This is a genomic window from Syntrophus sp. (in: bacteria) (assembly GCF_040768185.1).
GTDB classification, from domain to species: domain Bacteria; phylum Desulfobacterota; class Syntrophia; order Syntrophales; family Syntrophaceae; genus Syntrophus; species Syntrophus buswellii.
Genome location: NZ_JAXGNC010000009.1, coordinates 36714 through 56195 on the forward strand (window position 1 = coordinate 36714; position 19482 = coordinate 56195).

A 19482-nucleotide genomic window follows, 5' to 3' on the forward strand; every position below is an offset into this window, starting at 1 on the left:
GCCGCCTTTCCCGGGGCACGTCCGGCGGCCCGGGAGCGGCCGAACCTTTCGGACTTTCGGGAAGTGAAGCGATCCGGCTCTGGCGGCTTCCATGAAGAGGCGCTGAAGGATGTTCTCCCCGGCAGGATCGGCCGAAATCCGGCTCTGCAGGATTCCCCGTGATGAGTGGATTGTCGCATGAACGATGAGGATAAAACCAGAGAGCAGCTCCTTTCCGAGCTCAGGGAATTGCGCCGGAAGGCGGCTGAGCGGGAGGCCGGGGAAGGGGGCCTGACGGGGGCATCGGAGGCCGAATACCGGACCATCTTCGAGAATACCGGCTGCGCCACGATCATAGGCGGGGAGGACTTCACCATCTCCCTGGCAAATGCGGAATTTGAAAAGCTTTCGGGCTATGGCAGGGGGGAACTGGAGGGCAGGAGAAGCTGGATCGGCTTCATCGAGAAAAACGATGAAAAAAAGATGAGGCGCTATTCCGCACTGCGGATTCTCGATCCCGACGCGGCCCCGAGGAATTATGAAATCCGGTTTCAAAACAGGGCGGGTCAGCTCAGGGACATCTTCATGACGGTCGCCATCATTCCAGGAACAACAAAGAGCGTTCTATCCTTCATGGACATATCGGAACGCAAGCAGGCCGAACGGGAGGTCTACAAGCTCAATGAGGAGCTTCGGGAGAGAATTGCGGAGCGCACCCGGCAGCTCAAGGCAATCAACGAAATATTGAAAAAGCTGTCCGAGCGGGAGGCGGCGCTCCAGGAAAGTGAAGAGAGGTATCGAACGCTCGTCGAAAATGTCAATATCGGCGTGTACAGGGTCACAGCCGGGCAGCAGGGGCGTTTTGTCCAGGTGAACCCTGCCATCGTGAAGATTTTTGGCTATGACTCCATGAGCGACTTTATGGAGCTGCCCGTTTCGCAAGCCTACCAGGACCCGGAGGAGATGCGCCGGTTTGGAAGAAAAATCCGGCAATGCGGCTTTGTGAAGGATGAGGAGCTTCAGCTGAGGAAAAAGGACGGCACGCCGATCTGGGCTTCAGCCACGGCAAAGGCGCTGTATGATGCCGACGGCAGGGTCAAGTGGGTCGATGGGGTCATAGAGGACATCACCGAGCGAAAAAATGCCGAGGAGGCATTACGGAAGGCCAAGGAAGAGGCCGAAGCTGCAAACCGCGCCAAGAGCGATTTTCTGGCCAGCATGAGCCATGAAATCCGCACGCCGATGCATGCCATTCTCGGCATGGCGGAGCTCCTGTCGGAGACGCCGCTCACTCCCGAGCAGGAGAAGTATGTCGAGGTGTTCCAGAATGCGGGAGAAAACCTCCTGAACGTCATCAACGACATTCTTGACCTGTCAAAAGTGGAGGCCGGACATCTTGAACTCGAGTATGAGGAGTTCGATCTTGCCGAACTCGTTGAAAAGACTGGTGAAGTGCTGGCCATCCGCGCCCATGACAAGGGGATTGAGCTGATCTGCCACATCCTGCCCGATGTACCGGTCAACCTGATCGGGGATCCGATCCGTCTGCGGCAGATCCTGATCAACCTGATTGGAAATGCCGTTAAATTCACGGAGAGAGGCGAGATTCTCGTCGAGGTGAGCAGGGGGGAGCCTGAGGCCTACAGGCAGGAAGACGGCGATAACACGGAATTGCTGTTCCGGATCTCCGATACGGGAATCGGCATCCCCAAAGAAAAAATAGATCTGATCTTTGAAAAGTTCACCCAGGTTGATTCGTCCACGACCCGCAAGTACGGGGGCACCGGGCTCGGGCTGTCCATATCGAAGCGCCTCATCGAACTGATGAGGGGGCGGATCTGGATTGAGAGCGAAATGGGCAGGGGGACCCGGGTCTCTTTTACGGCGACATTCGGCTTCCAGGAGGAGCAGAAGAAACCGGCCGAAAAGCTGGAGGTGGAGATCAAAGGGCTTCGAACCCTCATTGTCGATGACAATGCCACCAACCGGATGATTTTGCGGGAGATCCTTGCCGGATGGGGCGCCCTTACCGCGGAGGCGGAAGACGGGGAATCCGGAATAGCTGAACTGAAACGGGCCAGGAAATCCGGAACGCCCGTTGATCTCCTGCTCATCGATTACCGCATGCCCCTTCTTGACGGTTTTGATGTGGCGAAGCGCGTCAAGGAAGACCCGGAGATAAAGGATGCCACGATTGTCATGCTCACCTCGGACCTGGGGAGGGGAGACCCGAAGCGGTTTCACGAACTGGGCATATCGGCCTACCTCACCAAGCCGGTCAAGCGGGCCGATCTTAAAAATGTGATCCTGGCCGCCGTGGGAAAGTCAAAAGCCGCATCCCGAAAACCCGCGGCCTCGTTACCGACCGTCCCTGGAGAGCCCAGGGCCCTCCGAATTCTCCTGGCCGAGGACTCGGACGACAACCGCCTGCTGCTGCTGTCCTATCTCAAAAAGTGTCCATACCAGGTGGATATCGCAGAAAACGGGGCGGTGGCCGTGAAGAAGTTCAGGGAGGGGACATACGACCTTGTCCTCATGGACATCCAGATGCCGGTGATGGACGGCTATACGGCGACCCGGGAGATTCGAGCATGGGAAAGGGAGCATCGCCTCAAGGAAACGCCGATCATCGCGCTGACAGCCTATGCCTATAAAGAGGACAGGCAGAAGAGCCTTGAAGCCGGTTGCAACGGGCACCTCGTCAAGCCCGTCAAAAAAGCGGGGCTTCTGGAGGCCATCGCGGAATATGCCGCTTCCCGATAACAGGCCGCTTTTTGCGAACCGGATTCCGCCGCTTCGAGCGAATTATTTCCGGTCCGGTCTGAAAAAAGCGGGGGTCGGCGCCACCGTTCCAGGACCGGCTTGCTGCTCGCATTCAGAGACTGCTTTCGCAAAGACGGATCATCCGGACGACCGGACTCTCTTCAGGATGTGAGTCCCCATGGGCAGCCCGATGTGGGAGGCGATAACAGGGCATTTGGCCTTGAGAAGAAAATAGATGTTCCGGTTTTCATCGCTGAGCGTTTCGAAGTTGCCCTGCCCCTTGGCAAGGATGAGGTCGGCCTCGTCAAAATGCCGATTGAATTCCCGGCTGCAATCGGCGAGGACCGTGCCCGGGGCATCCGAGCCGTTGTCGATGACTTCGGCGATCTCCTGCAGGCCCAAAGCCAGGGCGTCGGCCATCGTTGCATCGTTGATGACGGGTGCGCCCCGCACGGCCACGGTCACGCTCTCTGCCGGAAGCTGTTCGATCAGCAGGCGGTCGAAGCCAATTTCACCGGCGTTGTCGGCCAGGTAGAGGATGTTGGCGGCCTGTGCAACGGATCGGTGAAATCCGTCGGTATCTCCGCTGAAAGGTTCGGTCAGGGCCTCATCGAGAGAGCGCCGTAGGTCGGTTTCGGTAAAGCCGCCGTTAACCCCCATGTCGATGATGTTTCCGGCGATGGACAGGCGGACCGCCATGATCAGGGGATCCGATGCCGATGCTATTTCGGCCCTCAGCCGGGGAAGCATCTTCAAGGCCAGGGCGTTATGGCGGTTTTTTGCCGCTCTGTAGGGATCTTCCATCCCGGTGAGCTCGCGCAGGCGGCGGTGAATGCGCTGAGCCAGCAGTGGGGGCGGCTGATCGAGATTCATCCCACCGGCCCACTGTAGGACGTCGCGGAGAATCCTCTCGTGAACGGAGGCATCCGCCGTTGAGAGCCTCGCCACGTCCAATGCCTGCCGAAGAAAGCAGGGGATGCAATCCAGGGATGTCTTCATGGGCCGATGAACCTGTTCCTTTCTGCTTCACGATGAGGGTTCCATCCCCGCGATTCCCGGCGAAGGGGGAATGGGCTGAATAAGGTAACTTCTGTCCGGCTGCCGTCGAACGGCATCCGGAAAAAGGGCTAACCGATGCCGCGATCGCCATCCATGCGTTTCCGGCGCCGGAAAAGCCAGCCGTACACGGCCCCGTTGATAAGGAGAACCGCGGCCCCCAGAACGGCCTGCAGCTCGGGAGTAAGCCTGTCGGGGTAAACGATGGGGACGAGGTAGTGTTCGATAAAGCCCCGGCCATAAGCGGCTTCCCCTCCCGCCTGGCGAAGCCTCCATTCAAGGGTTGTCAGGGGACAGAGCCACCCCTGAAACTCGATCAAGGCGCCCCAGATTGCGGCAGGCAGATGGAGCAGGAGAATCCAGCGTCTCCGGACCGCCAGCAGCCCTCCGAAAACGACGAACAGAATGAACCCGAAGTGGAGGGTCACCACGGCATCGGCGAGGATTCGGTAGATCATCTCTCTAGAGGCAGGTTTCCAGGGCCTTCTCGATGACGGCCAGGCCCTCTTCCATTTCTTCCCTCCGAATGTTGAGGGCCGGGAAGATCCGGAGAATGTTTCCCTGGGTAGGCCGCACGAAAAGCCCCCGGGCGAGGCAGGCATCGGAAATGCGGTCGGCCATGGCCTCCTGCCGGAATTCCATGGCCAGCAGCAGGCCTCGGCCGCGGACATCCACAAGGGCCTCCGGCCAGGCATGTTTCCATTGCCCCATCCGGGCCATGGCCAGCGCTCCCATCGCCGTGACGTTGGCGGAGATGTCGGCCTCCAGGAGATGGGAAATGACCGCGGCGGCCACGGCGCACCCCAGGGGATTGCCGCAGTAGGTGCCGCCGTGATCGCCGTATTCGAGGCGGGAGGCGACGGCTTCCGTCAGGGCGAAGGCCCCGAAGGGGAACCCCCCGGCAATGCCCTTGGCCATGGTCAGAAAATCGACTTCAACCTGCAGCGGTTCGATGGCGAACATCGGTCCGGTGCGGCAGAATCCCGTCGTCACTTCATCGACGATCAGGAGGGCCCCATTGGCGCGGCAGAGCCGGGCCGCTTCTTTCAGGTAGGAATCTGGAGGAATCCGGACGCCCGCTTCACTCTGGATCGGCTCCAGGAGGACCGCCGCCACCCGGCTGTCCAGGCACGCCTCCAGGGCGGAGATATCGCCATAGGGGACAAAGCGGGAACCTGGGGCAGGCGGGGCGGACGGCTCCCGGCGGGCGGCCTGGGAGGTGGCTGACGCCGTGCTGGCCAAGCGGCCATGAAACCCCGCCAGGGCGGAGACGATGTCCGGCCTTCCCGTCACCTTGCGGGCGAGCTTGATAGCCGCATCGTTGGATTCCGCACCGCTGTTGGAGAAGAAGATGCGGGTCAGGTTTTCCGGCAGGATCGAAGCCATCAGGGACAGGAGCCGGGCGCGGACGGGAGAATAGGTGAGTCCTGAATTGGGGCCCTGGAGAATTTTCCCGCTCTGTTCCAGGAGCGCCTGGCAGATGACCGGGGAGGCATGCCCCAGGCAGGTCACGCCCCAGCCTGCCGTGAAATCGAGAAAGCGCCTGTCCTCTTCATCCCACACGACAACCCCTTCTCCGCGTTCGATGGAGACGGGGATTTTTTTGAAAAAGCTCGGCATCCGCCGATCTTCCGCCTGGATGGTTTTTTCCGTTGTCATGGGGGGCTCCTCCTGGTTTCTGGTCTGAATTCGATTTCAACGAAAGAACACGGTTTTGGTCAACGGCCGGTGCGCTCCCCGAAGATTCCCCGGCCGACGCGGACGATGGTGGCGCCTTCCTCAACGGCCACTTCGAAATCATCCGTCATGCCCATGGAAAGCTCCGTCATGGCAACGCGGTCGAATTCCTCCGCCGCAATCCGGTCCCGCAGGGTCCGCAGGGCGGAAAAGAAGGGCCGGGCCTCCTCAGGATCGTCAAACCAGGGCGGCATGGTCATCAATCCCGATATGGCGAGATGTTCCAGGGGCGCGATCCTGCGGATCAGGCCGATGGCCTCCTCCGGGGGAATACCGCTTTTCGTCAGCTCTCCGCCGCTGTTCACTTCGATCAGGATCGGCAACACCCGTCCCGCCCCTCCGGCGCGGCGGTCCAGCTCCACCGCCAGCTCGAAGCGGTCCACGGATTCCACCATGTCGAAAAGCCGGACGGCGTACTTGGCCTTGTTGGTCTGGAGATGGCCGATCATGTGCCACTGCGGAGGATGTCCGATGGATTCGATCTTGATCCTGCTCTCCTGGATGTAATTCTCCCCGCACAGGTCGATGCCGGCCTCAAGGGCCTGCCGGATCCGGTTTTCCTCCACCGTCTTGGTGACGGCCATGAGACGGATCTCTGAGGGCCGGCGGCCGGACCGGGCCGCCGCCTCGGCAATGCGGCTGCGGACGATCTGGATCTTGCTTTTTATGCCGTCATCGGTCATGAGAATCTCCTGAAAAGGTGAGGGTTCCAAGGTCCTTCAAGGTCTCCACGACTTCACTGAGCGGAAGGCCCATGACATTGGTGTAGGAGCCCCGGATCTCGCGGATGAAAAAAGCCCCCATTCCCTGGACGGCGTAGCCCCCGGCCTTGTCATAGGGCTCCTCGGAATGGACATACCAGGAGATCTCATCTTCGGGGATTTCCTTGAAAAGGACGGCGGATTGCACCACCTGGGAAACCTGAAGTTCCAACCGCCGCGAAATCAGCGAAAAGCCGGTGAAAACAATGTGCTCCCGGCCGCTGAGCGCTTCGAGCATTTCCCGCGCATCCTCCACGGTGCCCGGCTTGCCCAGCACCCGGCCGCCAATGACCACGACGGTATCCGCCCCGAGCACCATGGCCTCGGGAAAAAGGTCGGCGATTCGGCCGGCTTTTTCCCGGGAAAGGCGCAGAACCTGCTCAGGCGGCGTTTCTCCATGAATCGAGGCTTCATCCATATGGCTGGGGATGACGTCAAAGTCAAGACCCAGGAGACGGAGGAGTTCGGCCCGCCGGGGCGATGCGGAGGCCAGGATGAGTTTTTCCGTCAGGCGGATACACATGAAAAAAAAGCGGCTCCCTTTCCGCTCGCAGGCCATGGACGGAGGCTGCAAGCTCGAATCGATCTGAAGGCTTCTGAGTCTGTTCGATCCATCTGCTTTGTAACGCACCGCCCCGGGGGGCGTGGAACGCTTATAGAAAATTGGGGAGAGGATGTCAAGCCGGCCTGAAGCCCGTGGCGGAACTTCCGGATCAGGGGGCATACTCCCCCGGTCGGCAGGCCGGCTTTCGCCGAACCGTGAGGCTCTGCCACGGCGTGCTGCTATTCAAGATACGTCTCCAGGTTCCTTTCCTCCAGGATGTCAACGATCCGTTTGACGTTCTGGGATTCTCCCCTGCGGCAGATCAACAGGGCATCCCGGGTTTCCACGACGATCAGGTCCCTGACGCCTACCAGGGCGACCAGTTTGTGGGGACTGTGGACGAGGGAATCGGCTGAATCGACGGCGACGACCGGGCCGCGGAAGGCGATTCCGGCCGGGTCTTTCTCCGAGACCTCCCAGAGGGCGTCCCAACTGCCCACATCCGACCAGCCGAAGTCGCCGGGAATCAGCAGGACCTTGTCCGCCTTTTCCATCACGCCGTAATCGATGGAAACGGAAGGGGCCTCTCCGTAAACCTCTTTCAGCACGGATTCATACTCCCCCGTCCCCAGGGCCTCTTCGATTTTGAGCAGCCCCTCGTGCAGATCGGGAAGGTGGGCCGCCATGGCCTGAAGAATCGTAGAGGCCTTCCAGACGAACATGCCGCTGTTCCAGTAAAAGTTGCCCTGCTCAAGAAACAGGGCGGCCTGTTCGAGAGGCGGCTTCTCCCGGATCGACCAGACATCGTAAAGAAGTCTGCCCCCTATCGATTCAACGGGATTTCCCCGTTCGAGATACCCGTAGCCCGTTTCCGGTCCGGTCGGACGGATGCCGATCGTCACCAGGACGTCCTCGCGTTCGGCGGCTTCGGCGGCAATGGCCAGGGTATCCAGAAATTGACGGCTGTCGGAGATCAGGTGGTCGGACGGCAGAACGGCCATGACGGCGTCTCCGGCGATCCGACGGATGTGGATTGCCGCAAGGCCGATGCAGGGGGCGGTATTGCGGCCGACGGGTTCCACCAGGATATTGTCCGGGGGGATCTCCGGGAGCTGCCTCTGCAGCTCCCGGGCATGGGTGGCGCCCGTAACGATCAGGGTGCGATCCGGGGGGACCAGGGGAGAGATGCGCTTGACCGTCTCCTGGATGATCGTCTCCGGCCCCGCAATGTCCAAGAGATGCTTCGGTTTGCTCCTGCGGCTTCGCGGCCAGAATCTGGACCCCTTTCCTCCGGCCATGATAACGGCATACATGGGATGTTCTCCTTGAGATGAGGCGTTGATCTTTGCCGATAGAGTATAGGATAACGCTCCAGCGTGTCAACGCCATAGTGATTTATAAAGGATGGACCGGCGGCCGGAAGGAGAAGCATTGATGTACCACACCGGCAGATTGCCGGCGATGCCGGGGCGGAACGCCGTCGTGGATGTGAAAGCGCACAATGGGGCTTGTATTTTCTTCCGCAAATCGATAGATTCAGGGGAACTTCAGCGCTGAGGGTTCCGAATTTCCCATGAAAACGTTCTATCCCCGCCTCTTTCTCAAACCCGGACGGGAAAAGTCTCTTCTGAACGGCCATCCCTGGCTTTTTTCCGGGGCCGTGGCTTCCGTTGAAGGGCGTCCCGGACCGGGAGACATCGTGGCCGCAGTGGATTCCGCACAAAGGCCGTTAGGGCTCGGTTTTTTCAACCCCCATTCAGACATCCGCTTCCGCCTGCTCACGGCGGACGCCGGCCTTCGGCTGGATGCCTGCTTCTGGCGGGAAAGGCTCCGGTTTGCCGCCGATCTGCGGCGTCAGATCATTCCCCGGGATACGACGGCCTGCCGTCTTGTCAATGCCGAGGGGGACCTGATGCCCGGCCTGATCGTGGACCAGTACGAGAATTACCTGGTCTGCTCGATGGCCACGGCGGGCATGGAGAAGAATCGTCATCACCTGCTGGATGGGCTGCATGAACTTTTCCATCCTGCGGGAATCTATGAGCGCAGCGAGGGCCGGGCCAGGAAGCTGGAGGGCCTTGAAGAGCGCAGCGGCTGGATTTACGGCGGCATGGAGGCGGACAGACGGATCCCCGTCAGGGAAAATGGCCTTTTCTTTGAAGTGGACGCGGTCGGCGGGCAGAAGACGGGGTTTTTCCTGGATCAGAGGCCGAACAGGGAAGGGGTGGCCTCCCTTTGCCGGGGGCTCAAGGTGCTGAACTGCTTCTCCTATACGGGGGCCTTCTCCGTTTATGCCGCCGGGGGCGGAGCCCGGCAGGTGATTTCCGTCGATGTTTCGGAAGGGGCCAATGCCATGGCGCGCTTTCACCTGGAGAAAAACGGTTTTTCGCCGGACCGGCACCCGGTGATTCGGGCGGATGTCTTTTCATGGCTGCGGGAAACGGAAGAGATTTTCGATGCCGTCATCCTGGATCCTCCGGCCTTTGCCAAATCCCGCAAGGATGTCGCCCGTTCCGCGCGGGGATACAAGGACATCAACCTCCAGGCCATGAAGCATCTTCGCGGCGGAGGGCTGCTGTGGACGTTCTCCTGCTCGAACTTCATGGATGAGGCGCTCTTTCAGAAGGTCGTGCTCGGCGCCGCCCGCGATGCGGGCAGACAGGTCCAGCTGCTGAAGGTGCTCGGGCCCGGTCCCGACCATCCCACGAGCCTTGCCCATCTGGAAGGGCGCTATCTCAAAGGCCTGCTCCTGAGGGTTTTTCCCTGAACCATCCATCACCCGCATTTGAAAATGATCTTTACCGCCTCATTAGAGAATGGACTTCCCTTCTGACGGGATGTTTCCCTCCCGGGGGCGCTCCTCCTTTTTTGTTGACATCCATTAGCGTTTATCTTTATACTTCCATACCTTAGGAAAAATGTTCCTTCCATATAGACGTGGAGGAAAAGAGCCGCGGGAATCAAGAAGCAGCCTCCTTTTCCTCCTTTTTCTGTAACGTTTTATCCCCTTCGGGATGGAAGCCGGCCGGTCTGACTATTGGCGAAAGAGGTTCGCCCCGGAGTACCGAGCGGAAAGCATGGATTGAGGAGTGCGGAATGGCCGGCAAGATGCCTGTGTGGAATCTGAAGGGAAAAGAAGATACAGTTCAGCCTCTCAAGGGAATACTGAACGGGATCTCGACGGGGGGAGCCGTCCGGTCCGGGCCGCGGGAAGAACCGATCCCGGCCTATGACGATCTGGTCTTTCTGAAGGACTCCAGATACATTCGTGACCTCGTCGGCGAATCTCTCCTTTCCGAGCTTGTCGAAGACCTGGCCTGTCTCGTTGACACCTCCGTTACCGTCTGTGAAAAAAACGGCGATTGTGCGCTGAAGTTCATCTCCTCCAACTGGTGCCGGTTTCTGAATCAGGCATCGAGGCGGCTCTGCGGGGCAGCGGACAGCCGGAAGGCCATGGCGTCCGGCGAGGGGCCCTGTTTCGAATCCTGCCGGAATGATGCTGCCCTTGTCTCCATTGAAACAAAACAGCCCGTGGAGCTGCCCTGCCGTGGAGGAATCCGGATTTTTGCCGTTCCGGTCTTTGCCGGCGACGAAGTGGTTGGAAGCCTCGCCATCGGCTATGGCGATCCTCCCCGCGACGGGGAAAAACTGCGCGACCTGGCGGAGGCTTACGGAGTTCCCCTGGAGGAGCTCCGCCGGCAGGCGGAAGCCTGTGAACCCCGTCCGTCCCTGATGATTGAGCTTGCAAGGAAACGCCTTGCTACCACCGCCAGGGTCATAGGGGAAATTGTGGCGCAAAAACAGGTGGAGTCGGCCCTGCGGCGCAGCGAAGAAAAATTCCATGCCGTGTTCCATCTCGCCAAGGATGCCATTTACCTCTTCGACCAGGAAGAGCGCCTTCTGGATGCAAACAAGGCCGCCCTGGAGACCCTGGGCTACAGCCGCGAGGAGCTTATGGCCATGAGGCCGCTGGACATCGACATTTCTGCGGTGGCGGAACATGACGAGCGGATGAAGGCGCTCAGGCGGAAAGGCTACGTTCTCTTTGAGACTCTGAACCGGAAGCGGGACGGAACGTTGATCCCGATGGAAGTGTCCCTGCAGCATCTCGAATTGGCCGGGTCAAACGTCGTTCTGGCCGTCTGCCGGGACATCAGCAGGCGCAAGCAGGCCGAGGACGCGCTGGAAAGGCGAATCGTCGCGTTGACGGAGCCCCTGGAAAATATCGGAACCGTCGCCTTCGAGGACCTCTTTAACCTTTCGGACCTTCAACGACTTCAGGATCTTCTTGCGGAAACCTGGGGCGTTTCGGCGCTGATCACACGTCCCGACGGAACGGCCATTACGAAACCGAGCAGCTTCACCAGGTTCTGCAGCACGTTCATCCGGAGTACCGAAAAGGGGAAACGAAAATGTATGATATCCGATGCGACGCTCGGAAGGTATGATCCCTCCGGACCGGTTGTTCAGACCTGCCTGAGCGCCGGGCTGTGCGGTGCAGGCGCCAGCATCACCGTCGGCGGCCGCCACATCGCCAGCTGGCTGATCGGTCAGGTCCGCAACGAAAGACAGGACGAAGAGAAAATCCTTGAATACTGCCGCGAACTGGGTCTCGACGAGAAGGAATTCTGCGAGGCCTATCGCCAGGTGCCCTTCATGCCGCAGGAGAAGTTCGAGCAGATCGCCCACGCCCTGTTTGCCCTTGCCAACCAGCTTTCAACGACAGCCTATCAGAACATCCAGCAGGCGCGCTTCATAACGGAACGCAAGCGGGTAGAGGATGCACTGAGGAAAAGCGAAAGAAAGCTCCGAGAGGCGCAGCATATCGCGCGACTGGGAAACTGGGAGCTGGATCTGATCACAAACACCCTGCAATGGTCCGACGGTACTTATGAGATCTTTGAAATCGACCCCGACGAGTTTGACGCTTCGTTCGAGGCTTTCCTGAAGCAAATCCATCCCGACGACCGGGAGATGGTCCAACACCTTTTTGCCGAATGCGTGGAGGACAGGGCCGCCTACGAAATCTCTCACCGGCTGTTGATGAAGGACGGGCGGATCAAGTGGGTCCATGAAATCGGCCGGAACGAATTTGATCCGGAAGGCCGTCCCCTGAAAGGCATCGGGACGGTGCAGGACATCACCGAGCTCAAGCAGGCCGAGGAGGCGCTTCTTGAAAGCGAGGCACGGTTCCGGATGGTGGTGGAGTCTTCTCCGCTGCCCATCGGCTTTGCGAACAGGAACGGGCGGGTCGAGTACGTCAACCCGAAATTCAGCGAGAAGTTCGGCTATACGATCGACGACATTCCCACCCTGGGGGAATGGTTCCGCTGCGCCTTTCCCGATCCGCTCTACCGGAGCAGGACGGTGGAGCGTCTGCGAAGGACGGTTGACAGGCTTGAAAGCAGCACCTGCGGCATTGAGATGGACGTGACGTGCCGGGATGGATCCGTTCGGAATATCGAGCTGTTTCGAACGTTCATGGGTAACAAGACCCTTGCCGTCTTCAACGATCTGACGGAGCGGAAGCAGATGGAGGAGGAGCGCCTCAGGTTTGATGCCCATATGCGGGAAGTTCAGAAACTCGAGAGCCTGGGCGTCCTTGCAGGAGGAATTGCCCACGATTTCAACAACCTGCTCATGGCCATCCTCGGGTACGCCGACCTGGCCCTTCTCGCGCTCTCTCCGGCGTCCCCCGTCTGCCAGCACATTGAGGAGATCATGCGGGCCTCGCACCGGGCGGCGGATCTGTGCCGGCAGATGCTCGCCTATTCCGGAAAAGGGCGCTTCGTGGTCAGCCGCTGCGACCTCTCTGAAGTCGTCCGGGAAATGGGAAAAATACTCGATGTCTCGGTGTCCAAGAAATCGGCGGTGCGCTATGTCCTTGCTGATCATCTCCCGGAGGTGGAGTCGGATGTAACGCAGATCCGTCAGGTGATCATGAATTTGATTACGAACGCATCCGATGCCCTGGGAGGTGCGGGAGGCGTCATTACGGTTACGACGGGGTGCCTTGAGTGTGATGAGGCCTACCTGTCCGAAAGCTATCTGCCCGATCACCCCCCCGGGGGGCTCTATGTCTACATCGAGGTGTCGGATACGGGATGCGGGATGGATTCCGCAACCCAGGGAAAGATTTTTGATCCCTTCTTCACCACGAAGTTCGTCGGCAGGGGGCTGGGACTGGCGGCGGTGCTCGGCATCGTGCGCGGCCATCGGGGAGTCATCAAGGTTTCCAGCGAGGTGGGGAAGGGGACAACCTTCCGGATCCTGCTGCCTGCCGCAACACGGGAGTCGGGCGCGGTTCAGGGGACGGTGGAGCAGGGCGAACCGCTGAAGGGCGGGGGCACCGTCCTGGTCATTGACGACGACCCCTTTGTCATGGCCGTGGCATCGGCGATGCTGGAAAAGCTGGGCTTTGAAGTCCTGACCGCGGTCAATGGCCGTGAGGGTTTGCAGGTGTTCCGCACCCACAGAGGAGAGATCGCCTGTGTGCTCCTTGATCTCATGATGCCCGAGATGGGCGGCGAGGAGACTTTCCAGGAACTGCGCAATCTGCAGGACGATTTGCCCGTGATCCTGTCCAGCGGCTTCAATGAACAGGAAGTGACGCAGCGCTTCGCGGGAAAGGGACTGGCCGGCTTTATTCAAAAGCCTTACAGCGTGGCGAATCTGAGCCGTGTGCTGAAAAGCGCGCTGGGCTGATGTCAGATTACCGGGGCAGCCTTCCCTCCTGGCGAAGCCGGGCCAGAATCTGCTGAATGCGGGGCAGAGCCAGGGTAGCCGCCTTTTCGCCTTCGAGGATGGCCTCATGGCGCTTATCGAAGTCGCCTGAGCCGATATAGCTCACCCTGGGGGCAATGACCACGTCGGCATAGGCGATCTGGGACGCCGCCATCTTGTTGTACATGATGTCGATGGACTGGAGGATCGTGTCCATTATCCCCCGGGGGACCGCTCCCCCCACCCCCGCGGAGATGTCCACGGCGATGACGACATCGGCGCCCGACCGCTTCGCGGCCAGAACGGGAACGGGGCTCACAACGCCCCCGTCGACGTAAGGCTTCCCCCCGATCCATACCGGCTGAAAGATGCCGGGAATGGAGCAGCTTGCCCGGACGGCCCTTCCCGTGTTTCCCGACCCGAAAACGATTTCCGAGCCGTCCTGAAGGTTCGTTGCCACCGCCCGAAAGGGAATCGCCAGCTTTTCGATGGATGTTTGGCGGACCGAGCGGTTAACGTAGCTTTCAAGCTTTTCTCCGCGAATGAAGCCGGTGTCGGGGAAAATCAGCTCGGCCACGTCATTTTTTTCCATGGTCAGGGCAATCCGCTGCAGTTCAAAGGTGCTCATTCCGGAAGCATAGAGGGATCCGACGAAACTTCCCGCGCTCGTTCCGACGATCAGGGAGATGGGAATCTTCCTGCTCTCCAGAACCTTGAGGACACCCACGTGGGCGAACCCCCGGGATGCGCCGGCCCCCAGCACGACGGCAATGGTGGCGGGCCTGGGTGGAGGGGGAATTTCCTTCGGCAGGCATCCCGCCAGGGGCAGTATGCAGACGATCCATATCCAGGCGTAAAGGAACCTTTTGCTTTTCATCTCTTTTTCCGTCCCTTCCTTGATAAAAGGCCACAGCCGGGAGAAAACCTACAGAAATATTTTCCCTTTGTCGATGATTTCTTTGTATCTGATGTTGAAAAACACGGGAGGTCATACTAGAGTAACCAAGGTGTTGTGGCTCTCAAGTTCCGCTCTTCCGCCGGAACGGGAGGATGCGGATGCGAACGCCGAAGGAAAGCGGGACCGGAAACTTTTCAGGAGGTGCCAGGTGGACAAATTGAAGGGAGGGGATCAGGCGCCCGGCTTCGCCCTGATCGACCAGTTCGGAAAAACGGTAACGCTCGACGGTTTCAAGGGCAGAAAACTCTTGTTGTATTTCTACCCCAAGGCCGGAACCTCCGGTTGCACCAGGCAGACGGAGGCCGTGAGGGATGCCCTCTCCGCAATGAAGGAAATCGGGGTGGACGCCCTGGGCATCAGCCCCGATTCAACAGCCCTGCAAAAAAAGTTCAGCGACAAGCTTCAACTGTCCTTTCCTCTGCTGTCGGACCCGGACCACTCCGTGGCGGAGGCCTATGGCGTCTGGGGTGAGAAATCTCTCTATGGAAAAAAATATTTCGGAATTCTCCGCTCATCCTTCCTGATTGATGAGGACGGCCGGATCCTGGAGGCCTGGTACAAGGTAAGCCCCGGGAACACGGTTCCCAAGGCGCTGGGAGCTCTCGGGATTTCGTGAAACGGGCCGGGGAAGACTCATGAACTGGTTTTTCCTGACGATGGTCTGTTTCGTCCTCTACGGGATCCAGCGGTTCCTCTACAAGGTGTCGGCGCAGCGGAACTGCAATACCGCCTGGACCACCCTGTCCTTCATGGGCACCGTGGCAATTCTCAGTTCGATCTGGTGGTTCTCCTCCGATGAAGCCCTGAAAAACCTGAACTGGCTGCTGGCCCTTGCCCTCATCAACAGCCTGACCTTTTTTGTCGATACGGTCGTGACCATTGAGGCGCTCCGCTATCTGCCCACGACGATCGTCTATCCGATGACCCGGATGAGCGCCGTGCTGGTGGTCATCTTCTCCGTGGTCTATTTCAGGGATTCTCTGAACGGGTATCAGGCTGCCGGCATCGCTCTCGCCATCGGCGTCATCCTCACTCTGACACGCTTCTCCGAGGAGGAGCAAAAGGAAAACCGGCATGCCCGCAAGGGGTATTTTCTGATCGTCATGGCCGTCCTGACGGGCGCCGTGGCGGCGGTTTCCAGCAAATTCGCCGCGCTGTACACCAATACCATGGCCTTCATTGCCTTGACCTACTCTCTCAGCATGCTCTTTTCCCTGGGGCTTCAGAGGCCATTTGAAAAGGGAGGGGCGAATAAGAACTATGGAGAAGCCCTTTTGATCGGCTTCGCGGTGGGGCTGCTCAATTTTGCGGCTTTTTTTACCCTGCTTTCGGCCATGAAAACAGGTCCCCTGTCTATCATCGTTCCCGTGGTGGGGATGAATTTCGTCCTGGCCAATGTTCTTGCCGCCCTGGTCTACCGGGAAAAACTGACGCTGTTGAATACGACGGGAATACTGATGACGGTCCTGTCCCTCTTTCTGCTGAAGATCGGGCAGTCCTGAACTGGCCGCATGCCATGCCGCGCTGCCGGCTATGTGGGCTTCGGGCAAATCCTTCCGGGCGGCAAGCTGCGGGGTGGCTGCTGGAACATCCCTGGAACGGTGCCGTGCGCCACCCCGTTCTTGGGAAGGATCAGAAAAGAGACATCAGATAGGAGCGGAGATTTGTTTTTTTATTGATCAATCCCAGCTTGTTGCGGATGCTGTTCCGGTGAAGGTCGATGGCGCTTTTCGAGATTCCCAGGATCTGGGCGATTTCCTTGGTCCGCCTGCCTTCCTTGATCAGGCTGGCGACCTGAATTTCCTTGGGTGTAAAGTTCCGGTATCGCGAGGTGATCTTCTGCAGGAAGGGCGACATGATGTCGTTGAGATTGGATTCTGCAATTTCCACGTACGTGGCCTGCATGCCGACGAGCTCCGTCTCCTTGAGCTTCTGGATGTAGGGAAGGACGAGCTCCTTGACGTTGGAAAGAAACCGCTCCTCCACATCCCGCCTGTCCTGATCCCGGTGTCGAAGCAGGGATTTGAGGGCCGAGTTCAACTCCTCCAGGCGCTGGATGCTGGCTTCCAGCTCGGCTTCCCGGCTCAGGTCGATTTGGTCCTCTAGGAGCTGCTCGCCCCTGGTTGCGATTGACCCCTGATTTTCTTTAGCCATGGTGTTTGTCCCCTCTTTTTTTAATAGTGTGGTCTCGTGATCATCGGGTGGATTAAAGAAGGCACCGAGTCCTTATGAGGATTTGATTGCCCCCATTGCATGCAGCGCCTTCCCGATTCTCTCGTGGATGAGCCGTGCCGCCAGCTGGCTGCCGCCTATGCCTGCCAGCACGGAAACGGTGACCCTGTCCCTTTCCGAGTAGACAATTTCTATAACAATCTTGTCGTCATAGACGTCTGCCTTCAGAGTTCCCGATGCGATTTTGCGGTCCTTGCGTATGTTTGTCGCCTTGAGGTCCTGAAGGGTCTGTTCGCAGGCCTGCCAGACGCTGTCGAGGTTCGTGAGATAGTCTGCCTGCAGGTAGCCGTTTGTATAGAGAAACTGGCCGGACTGGATGCCCATGATATTTCCATTGGTTACTACGGCGGTATCACAGCCGGAAAGGAACAGCAGGCTCGACAGCGCGACGGTAAGTCCGTAATATCTGAACACATGCATAAAGGGTCTTCTCCTTGTCTTTGTTATTGCTGATCCAGGTGCCGGTTCTTTTTCCTGAACATGGGTTTTCCATATAAACAAGCAGAGATTAAGTCAATAAGAATTACAGGTTATGAGACAAAAAAGGCGAAGAGGGAATGAAGGGCCGCCCAGAAGAGGATCAATGCCGTCAGAAAGATGCAGCCGGCTCCCAGGATCTGATGAAGAGGCTTCTCCTCGGACTGGTCTTCATATCCCAGAAAAAATCCCAGGAGAATGCCGGCGACGAGACCTCCGCCGTGCGCCCAGTTGTTGATGCCCGGCACCAGCAGGCCGAAGATCACCAGCCCCACGATCCAGCCGAGAGACTGACGGTAAATCGCCTCGCCGTAAAACCCCCCGCGGCTTTTGCCGTAGAACAGGATCGCTCCGATCAGGCCGCACAGACTGGCGGAGGCGCCGATAGTAAAAATGACCCCCACCAGGCTCGAAATCAGAAAGCCGGCGATGCCCGAAGCGACGTAAATCAGGATAAAGCGGTTAAACCCGTATTCTCGAAGGACGAAATAGCCAAGCTGGGAAAGAGCGGCCATGTTGAAGAAAATGTGGAGAATGCCTCCATGAAGAAAAGAGGCTGAGATCAGGGTCCACCAGCGCCCGTACTGGGCGATCGGGATGGCCCCTGCCGCGCCCAGGGAAAAAAGGCTGCTGTTGGATGGGGAAAGAAGGGCCAGGGGATTAGAGGATATTCGCGTACCGGACAGGTTCAGAAGGAGTGAAAGCAGGTAAAACGCTGCGTTTAAGTAAATCAGGATGCGAATCGGGTCGAGGCTTCCGCTGTTGAGCCGCCACACAAATCCGGAAAGCCAGCGTGATCCCGGACTTCTCAATCCGCAGTGCGGGCACTGGGGCTCATCAGCACTGATGAGCTTGCGGCAGCGGGGACAGAGAAGGGAAGTTTTTCCGGAAGAAACCATGGCCTGCCAACAGGAAGATCCGTTAAAAGTATCTCATCATGACCGGTATGGCGGCGAACGTACCAATGGAGGTCGTCAGGTTCACGATGGCGATCAGAAGAAGGATGCGGGTGATCTTGTTCTTCAGAAATCCTCGAACGGAGAGGATGTCATCCTTCAGGCTCAAAAAGTCCTTGACCTTCGGTTTGCGGATCGTTGCCTCGGTCAGGCCTGCAACCCAGCCCGTGGCGATCAGGGGGTGAAGGGTGGCGATGGGTGCCGAACAGGCGGCTGCGGCGATGGTCAAGGGATGGGCCAGGAGAAGAAGCGCCCCCGCTGCCGCACAGACCGCCGTGATGGCCGACCAGGAAAAAATCATGGCCATGCTGGCTGAAAAGCCGGAACTGAAAAATCCGGCGATAAAGATCCCTACGATTCCCAGGGAAAATCCCCAGGCGAACACCTGGCCCCAGAGGCCGGGAGGAGGAATCACCGAAATGGCCTCCTTGTCGACCTCCTGATTCTGCTCGAGAGTGCGGACAATGCCCGGAATGTGACCGGCGCCGACGACGGCGACCACCTTGTCCCCGCCGGCGGAGCGAATGGAGGCGGCCAGATACTGGTCCCGTTCGTCAATCAGCGTTGTTTTCAGGTCCGGCATTTTTTCCCCGAACTGGCGGAGAGTCATGTCCAGGACATCATGCTCCTTGAGCTTTTCGATGTCCTGTTCATCGATGTCCTCCGTCATGAAAAGGGAAAGAAACATTTCCGCGGCCAGCCGGACTTTGCTGAAGAACCCCATCCGCCTCCAGGTGCGCAGAAGCGTTACCCGGATTTCCCGATCGGCGAGAACGATGCCTGCCCCCTGCTTTTCCGCCATGGCAATGGCCCTAAGCATTTCCTCGCCGGGATGGATATTGAATTTTTCGGCGATTTTCTTCTGGAAGGACATCATCAGAAGCTGGGATAGGAGCAGGGAGGTCCGTTTATCCCTGATGACCTTCACAATGTCCATTTCCTGCCATTGGTCCTTTTTCTTCAGGGCGTCAAAACGGGCCTGGCACAGCTCAATGCACACCGTGTCCGGATGCTCCTCGGAAATGACCCGCTCCACCAGGTCCGCGCTTTCCCGAGACACATGGGCTGTGCCTACCAGGATGATTTCCTTTCCCCCGGTAAACAAATGATGGACATTTCGGTCCTGCATGGTATTTACTCTTGTTTCTGTGATCATGGAGAGATTCCTATCAGTATTTTATGGGCTTGTAAAGGGAAATGCCGTGGGGGACATTTCCGGAGCCGGTTCGGAATTTCTGATCCTTCCTGTAAAAAAGAAAGCAAAATTCAAGCTTGAGGAAAGGGCTTGCAGAGATT

At 58.7% G+C, this 19482-nt stretch carries 16 protein-coding genes; 5 read left to right on the forward strand and 11 right to left on the reverse strand.

The genetic code is table 11. The annotated features are described in order from the left end of the window. Positions 1-177: 177 nt before the first annotated feature. Entirely contained in the window at positions 178-2742 is a 2565-nt protein-coding gene (locus AB3175_RS10030) for a response regulator (protein ID WP_367360802.1), read from the forward strand. Between the two features lie 138 nt (positions 2743-2880). Here AB3175_RS10030 and AB3175_RS10035 read toward each other — a convergent pair whose 3' ends face one another. The 6 genes from AB3175_RS10035 to AB3175_RS10060 all read right to left on the reverse strand — a co-directional run bounded on the left by AB3175_RS10035 (position 2881) and on the right by AB3175_RS10060 (position 8153). Further along, the gene (locus tag AB3175_RS10035) at positions 2881-3741 is read right to left on the reverse strand and encodes a DUF89 domain-containing protein (RefSeq protein ID WP_367360803.1); all 861 of its coding nucleotides are present in this window, start codon (positions 3739-3741) and stop codon (positions 2881-2883) included. A gap of 128 nt (positions 3742-3869) precedes the next feature. Then, on the reverse strand, positions 3870-4256 hold the full coding sequence (locus AB3175_RS10040; protein WP_367360804.1) for a DUF2784 domain-containing protein: 387 nt from the start codon (positions 4254-4256) through the stop codon (positions 3870-3872). 4 nt (positions 4257-4260) lie between these two features. Next, positions 4261-5457, reverse strand: coding sequence for an aspartate aminotransferase family protein (locus tag AB3175_RS10045; protein WP_367360805.1), 1197 nt, complete (start codon positions 5455-5457; stop codon positions 4261-4263). 59 nt (positions 5458-5516) lie between these two features. Then, positions 5517-6218, reverse strand: coding sequence for a YggS family pyridoxal phosphate-dependent enzyme (locus tag AB3175_RS10050; protein WP_367360806.1), 702 nt, complete (start codon positions 6216-6218; stop codon positions 5517-5519). Further along, positions 6208-6819 carry a nucleoside triphosphate pyrophosphatase gene (locus tag AB3175_RS10055; protein WP_367360807.1) on the reverse strand — a complete coding sequence of 204 codons (612 nt, stop codon included), beginning with the start codon at positions 6817-6819 and terminating at the stop codon, positions 6208-6210. The genes AB3175_RS10050 and AB3175_RS10055 overlap by 11 nt, the downstream gene beginning before the upstream one ends. A 260-nt stretch (positions 6820-7079) precedes the next feature. Further along, complete coding sequence (locus AB3175_RS10060) at positions 7080-8153, reverse strand: mannose-1-phosphate guanylyltransferase (RefSeq protein ID WP_367360808.1); 1074 nt, start codon at positions 8151-8153, stop codon at positions 7080-7082. 260 nt (positions 8154-8413) lie between these two features. On the opposite strand from AB3175_RS10060, the gene AB3175_RS10065 reads away from it, so the two are divergent. Both AB3175_RS10065 and AB3175_RS10070 read left to right on the forward strand, forming a co-directional pair. Beyond that, positions 8414-9607: a class I SAM-dependent rRNA methyltransferase gene (locus AB3175_RS10065; protein WP_367360809.1), complete on the forward strand. Its 1194-nt coding sequence runs from the start codon at positions 8414-8416 to the stop codon at positions 9605-9607. 329 nt (positions 9608-9936) lie between these two features. Further along, the gene (locus tag AB3175_RS10070) at positions 9937-13545 is read left to right on the forward strand and encodes a PocR ligand-binding domain-containing protein (protein ID WP_367360810.1); all 3609 of its coding nucleotides are present in this window, start codon (positions 9937-9939) and stop codon (positions 13543-13545) included. Positions 13546-13552: 7 nt separating this feature from the next. Here the strand turns inward: AB3175_RS10070 and AB3175_RS10075 are convergent, their stop codons facing one another. Next, complete coding sequence (locus AB3175_RS10075) at positions 13553-14440, reverse strand: patatin-like phospholipase family protein (RefSeq protein ID WP_367360811.1); 888 nt, start codon at positions 14438-14440, stop codon at positions 13553-13555. A gap of 229 nt (positions 14441-14669) precedes the next feature. On the opposite strand from AB3175_RS10075, the gene bcp reads away from it, so the two are divergent. Together bcp and AB3175_RS10085 are read left to right on the forward strand one after the other, a co-directional pair. After that, positions 14670-15137 (forward strand): thioredoxin-dependent thiol peroxidase, encoded by a 468-nt coding sequence (gene bcp / locus AB3175_RS10080; protein WP_367360812.1) that lies wholly within the window; start codon positions 14670-14672, stop codon positions 15135-15137. Positions 15138-15156: 19 nt separating this feature from the next. Continuing rightward, complete coding sequence (locus tag AB3175_RS10085) at positions 15157-16023, forward strand: EamA family transporter (RefSeq protein ID WP_367360813.1); 867 nt, start codon at positions 15157-15159, stop codon at positions 16021-16023. 130 nt (positions 16024-16153) lie between these two features. On the opposite strand, the gene AB3175_RS10090 is transcribed toward AB3175_RS10085, so the two are convergent. The 4 genes from AB3175_RS10090 to AB3175_RS10105 all read right to left on the reverse strand — a co-directional run bounded on the left by AB3175_RS10090 (position 16154) and on the right by AB3175_RS10105 (position 19315). Continuing rightward, positions 16154-16675, reverse strand: a complete 522-nt coding sequence (locus AB3175_RS10090; RefSeq protein ID WP_367360814.1) for a helix-turn-helix transcriptional regulator — start codon at positions 16673-16675, stop codon at positions 16154-16156. A gap of 72 nt (positions 16676-16747) precedes the next feature. Beyond that, positions 16748-17173 carry a DUF3568 family protein gene (locus tag AB3175_RS10095; protein WP_367360815.1) on the reverse strand — a complete coding sequence of 142 codons (426 nt, stop codon included), beginning with the start codon at positions 17171-17173 and terminating at the stop codon, positions 16748-16750. A gap of 110 nt (positions 17174-17283) precedes the next feature. After that, positions 17284-18129 carry a rhomboid family intramembrane serine protease gene (locus AB3175_RS10100; protein WP_367360816.1) on the reverse strand — a complete coding sequence of 282 codons (846 nt, stop codon included), beginning with the start codon at positions 18127-18129 and terminating at the stop codon, positions 17284-17286. A 22-nt stretch (positions 18130-18151) separates the two neighbouring features. Next, positions 18152-19315, reverse strand: a complete 1164-nt coding sequence (locus AB3175_RS10105; RefSeq protein WP_367360817.1) for a TraB/GumN family protein — start codon at positions 19313-19315, stop codon at positions 18152-18154. Between the last annotated feature and the right edge of the window lie 167 nt (positions 19316-19482).

Excerpts from the sequence above, each read along its gene's own strand:
- AB3175_RS10030 (WP_367360802.1), top strand. The coding sequence starts at position 178 with ATGAACGATGAGGATAAAACCAGAGAGCAGCTCCTTTCCGAGCTCAGG.
- AB3175_RS10035 (WP_367360803.1), bottom strand. The coding sequence starts at position 3,741 with ATGAAGACATCCCTGGATTGCATCCCCTGCTTTCTTCGGCAGGCATTG.
- AB3175_RS10040 (WP_367360804.1), bottom strand. The coding sequence starts at position 4,256 with ATGATCTACCGAATCCTCGCCGATGCCGTGGTGACCCTCCACTTCGGG.
- AB3175_RS10045 (WP_367360805.1), bottom strand. The coding sequence starts at position 5,457 with ATGACAACGGAAAAAACCATCCAGGCGGAAGATCGGCGGATGCCGAGC.
- AB3175_RS10050 (WP_367360806.1), bottom strand. The coding sequence starts at position 6,218 with ATGACCGATGACGGCATAAAAAGCAAGATCCAGATCGTCCGCAGCCGC.
- AB3175_RS10055 (WP_367360807.1), bottom strand. The coding sequence starts at position 6,819 with ATGTGTATCCGCCTGACGGAAAAACTCATCCTGGCCTCCGCATCGCCC.
- AB3175_RS10060 (WP_367360808.1), bottom strand. The coding sequence starts at position 8,153 with ATGTATGCCGTTATCATGGCCGGAGGAAAGGGGTCCAGATTCTGGCCG.
- AB3175_RS10065 (WP_367360809.1), top strand. The coding sequence starts at position 8,414 with ATGAAAACGTTCTATCCCCGCCTCTTTCTCAAACCCGGACGGGAAAAG.
- AB3175_RS10070 (WP_367360810.1), top strand. The coding sequence starts at position 9,937 with ATGGCCGGCAAGATGCCTGTGTGGAATCTGAAGGGAAAAGAAGATACA.
- AB3175_RS10075 (WP_367360811.1), bottom strand. The coding sequence starts at position 14,440 with ATGAAAAGCAAAAGGTTCCTTTACGCCTGGATATGGATCGTCTGCATA.
- AB3175_RS10085 (WP_367360813.1), top strand. The coding sequence starts at position 15,157 with ATGAACTGGTTTTTCCTGACGATGGTCTGTTTCGTCCTCTACGGGATC.
- AB3175_RS10090 (WP_367360814.1), bottom strand. The coding sequence starts at position 16,675 with ATGGCTAAAGAAAATCAGGGGTCAATCGCAACCAGGGGCGAGCAGCTC.
- AB3175_RS10095 (WP_367360815.1), bottom strand. The coding sequence starts at position 17,173 with ATGCATGTGTTCAGATATTACGGACTTACCGTCGCGCTGTCGAGCCTG.
- AB3175_RS10100 (WP_367360816.1), bottom strand. The coding sequence starts at position 18,129 with ATGGTTTCTTCCGGAAAAACTTCCCTTCTCTGTCCCCGCTGCCGCAAG.
- AB3175_RS10105 (WP_367360817.1), bottom strand. The coding sequence starts at position 19,315 with ATGCAGGACCGAAATGTCCATCATTTGTTTACCGGGGGAAAGGAAATC.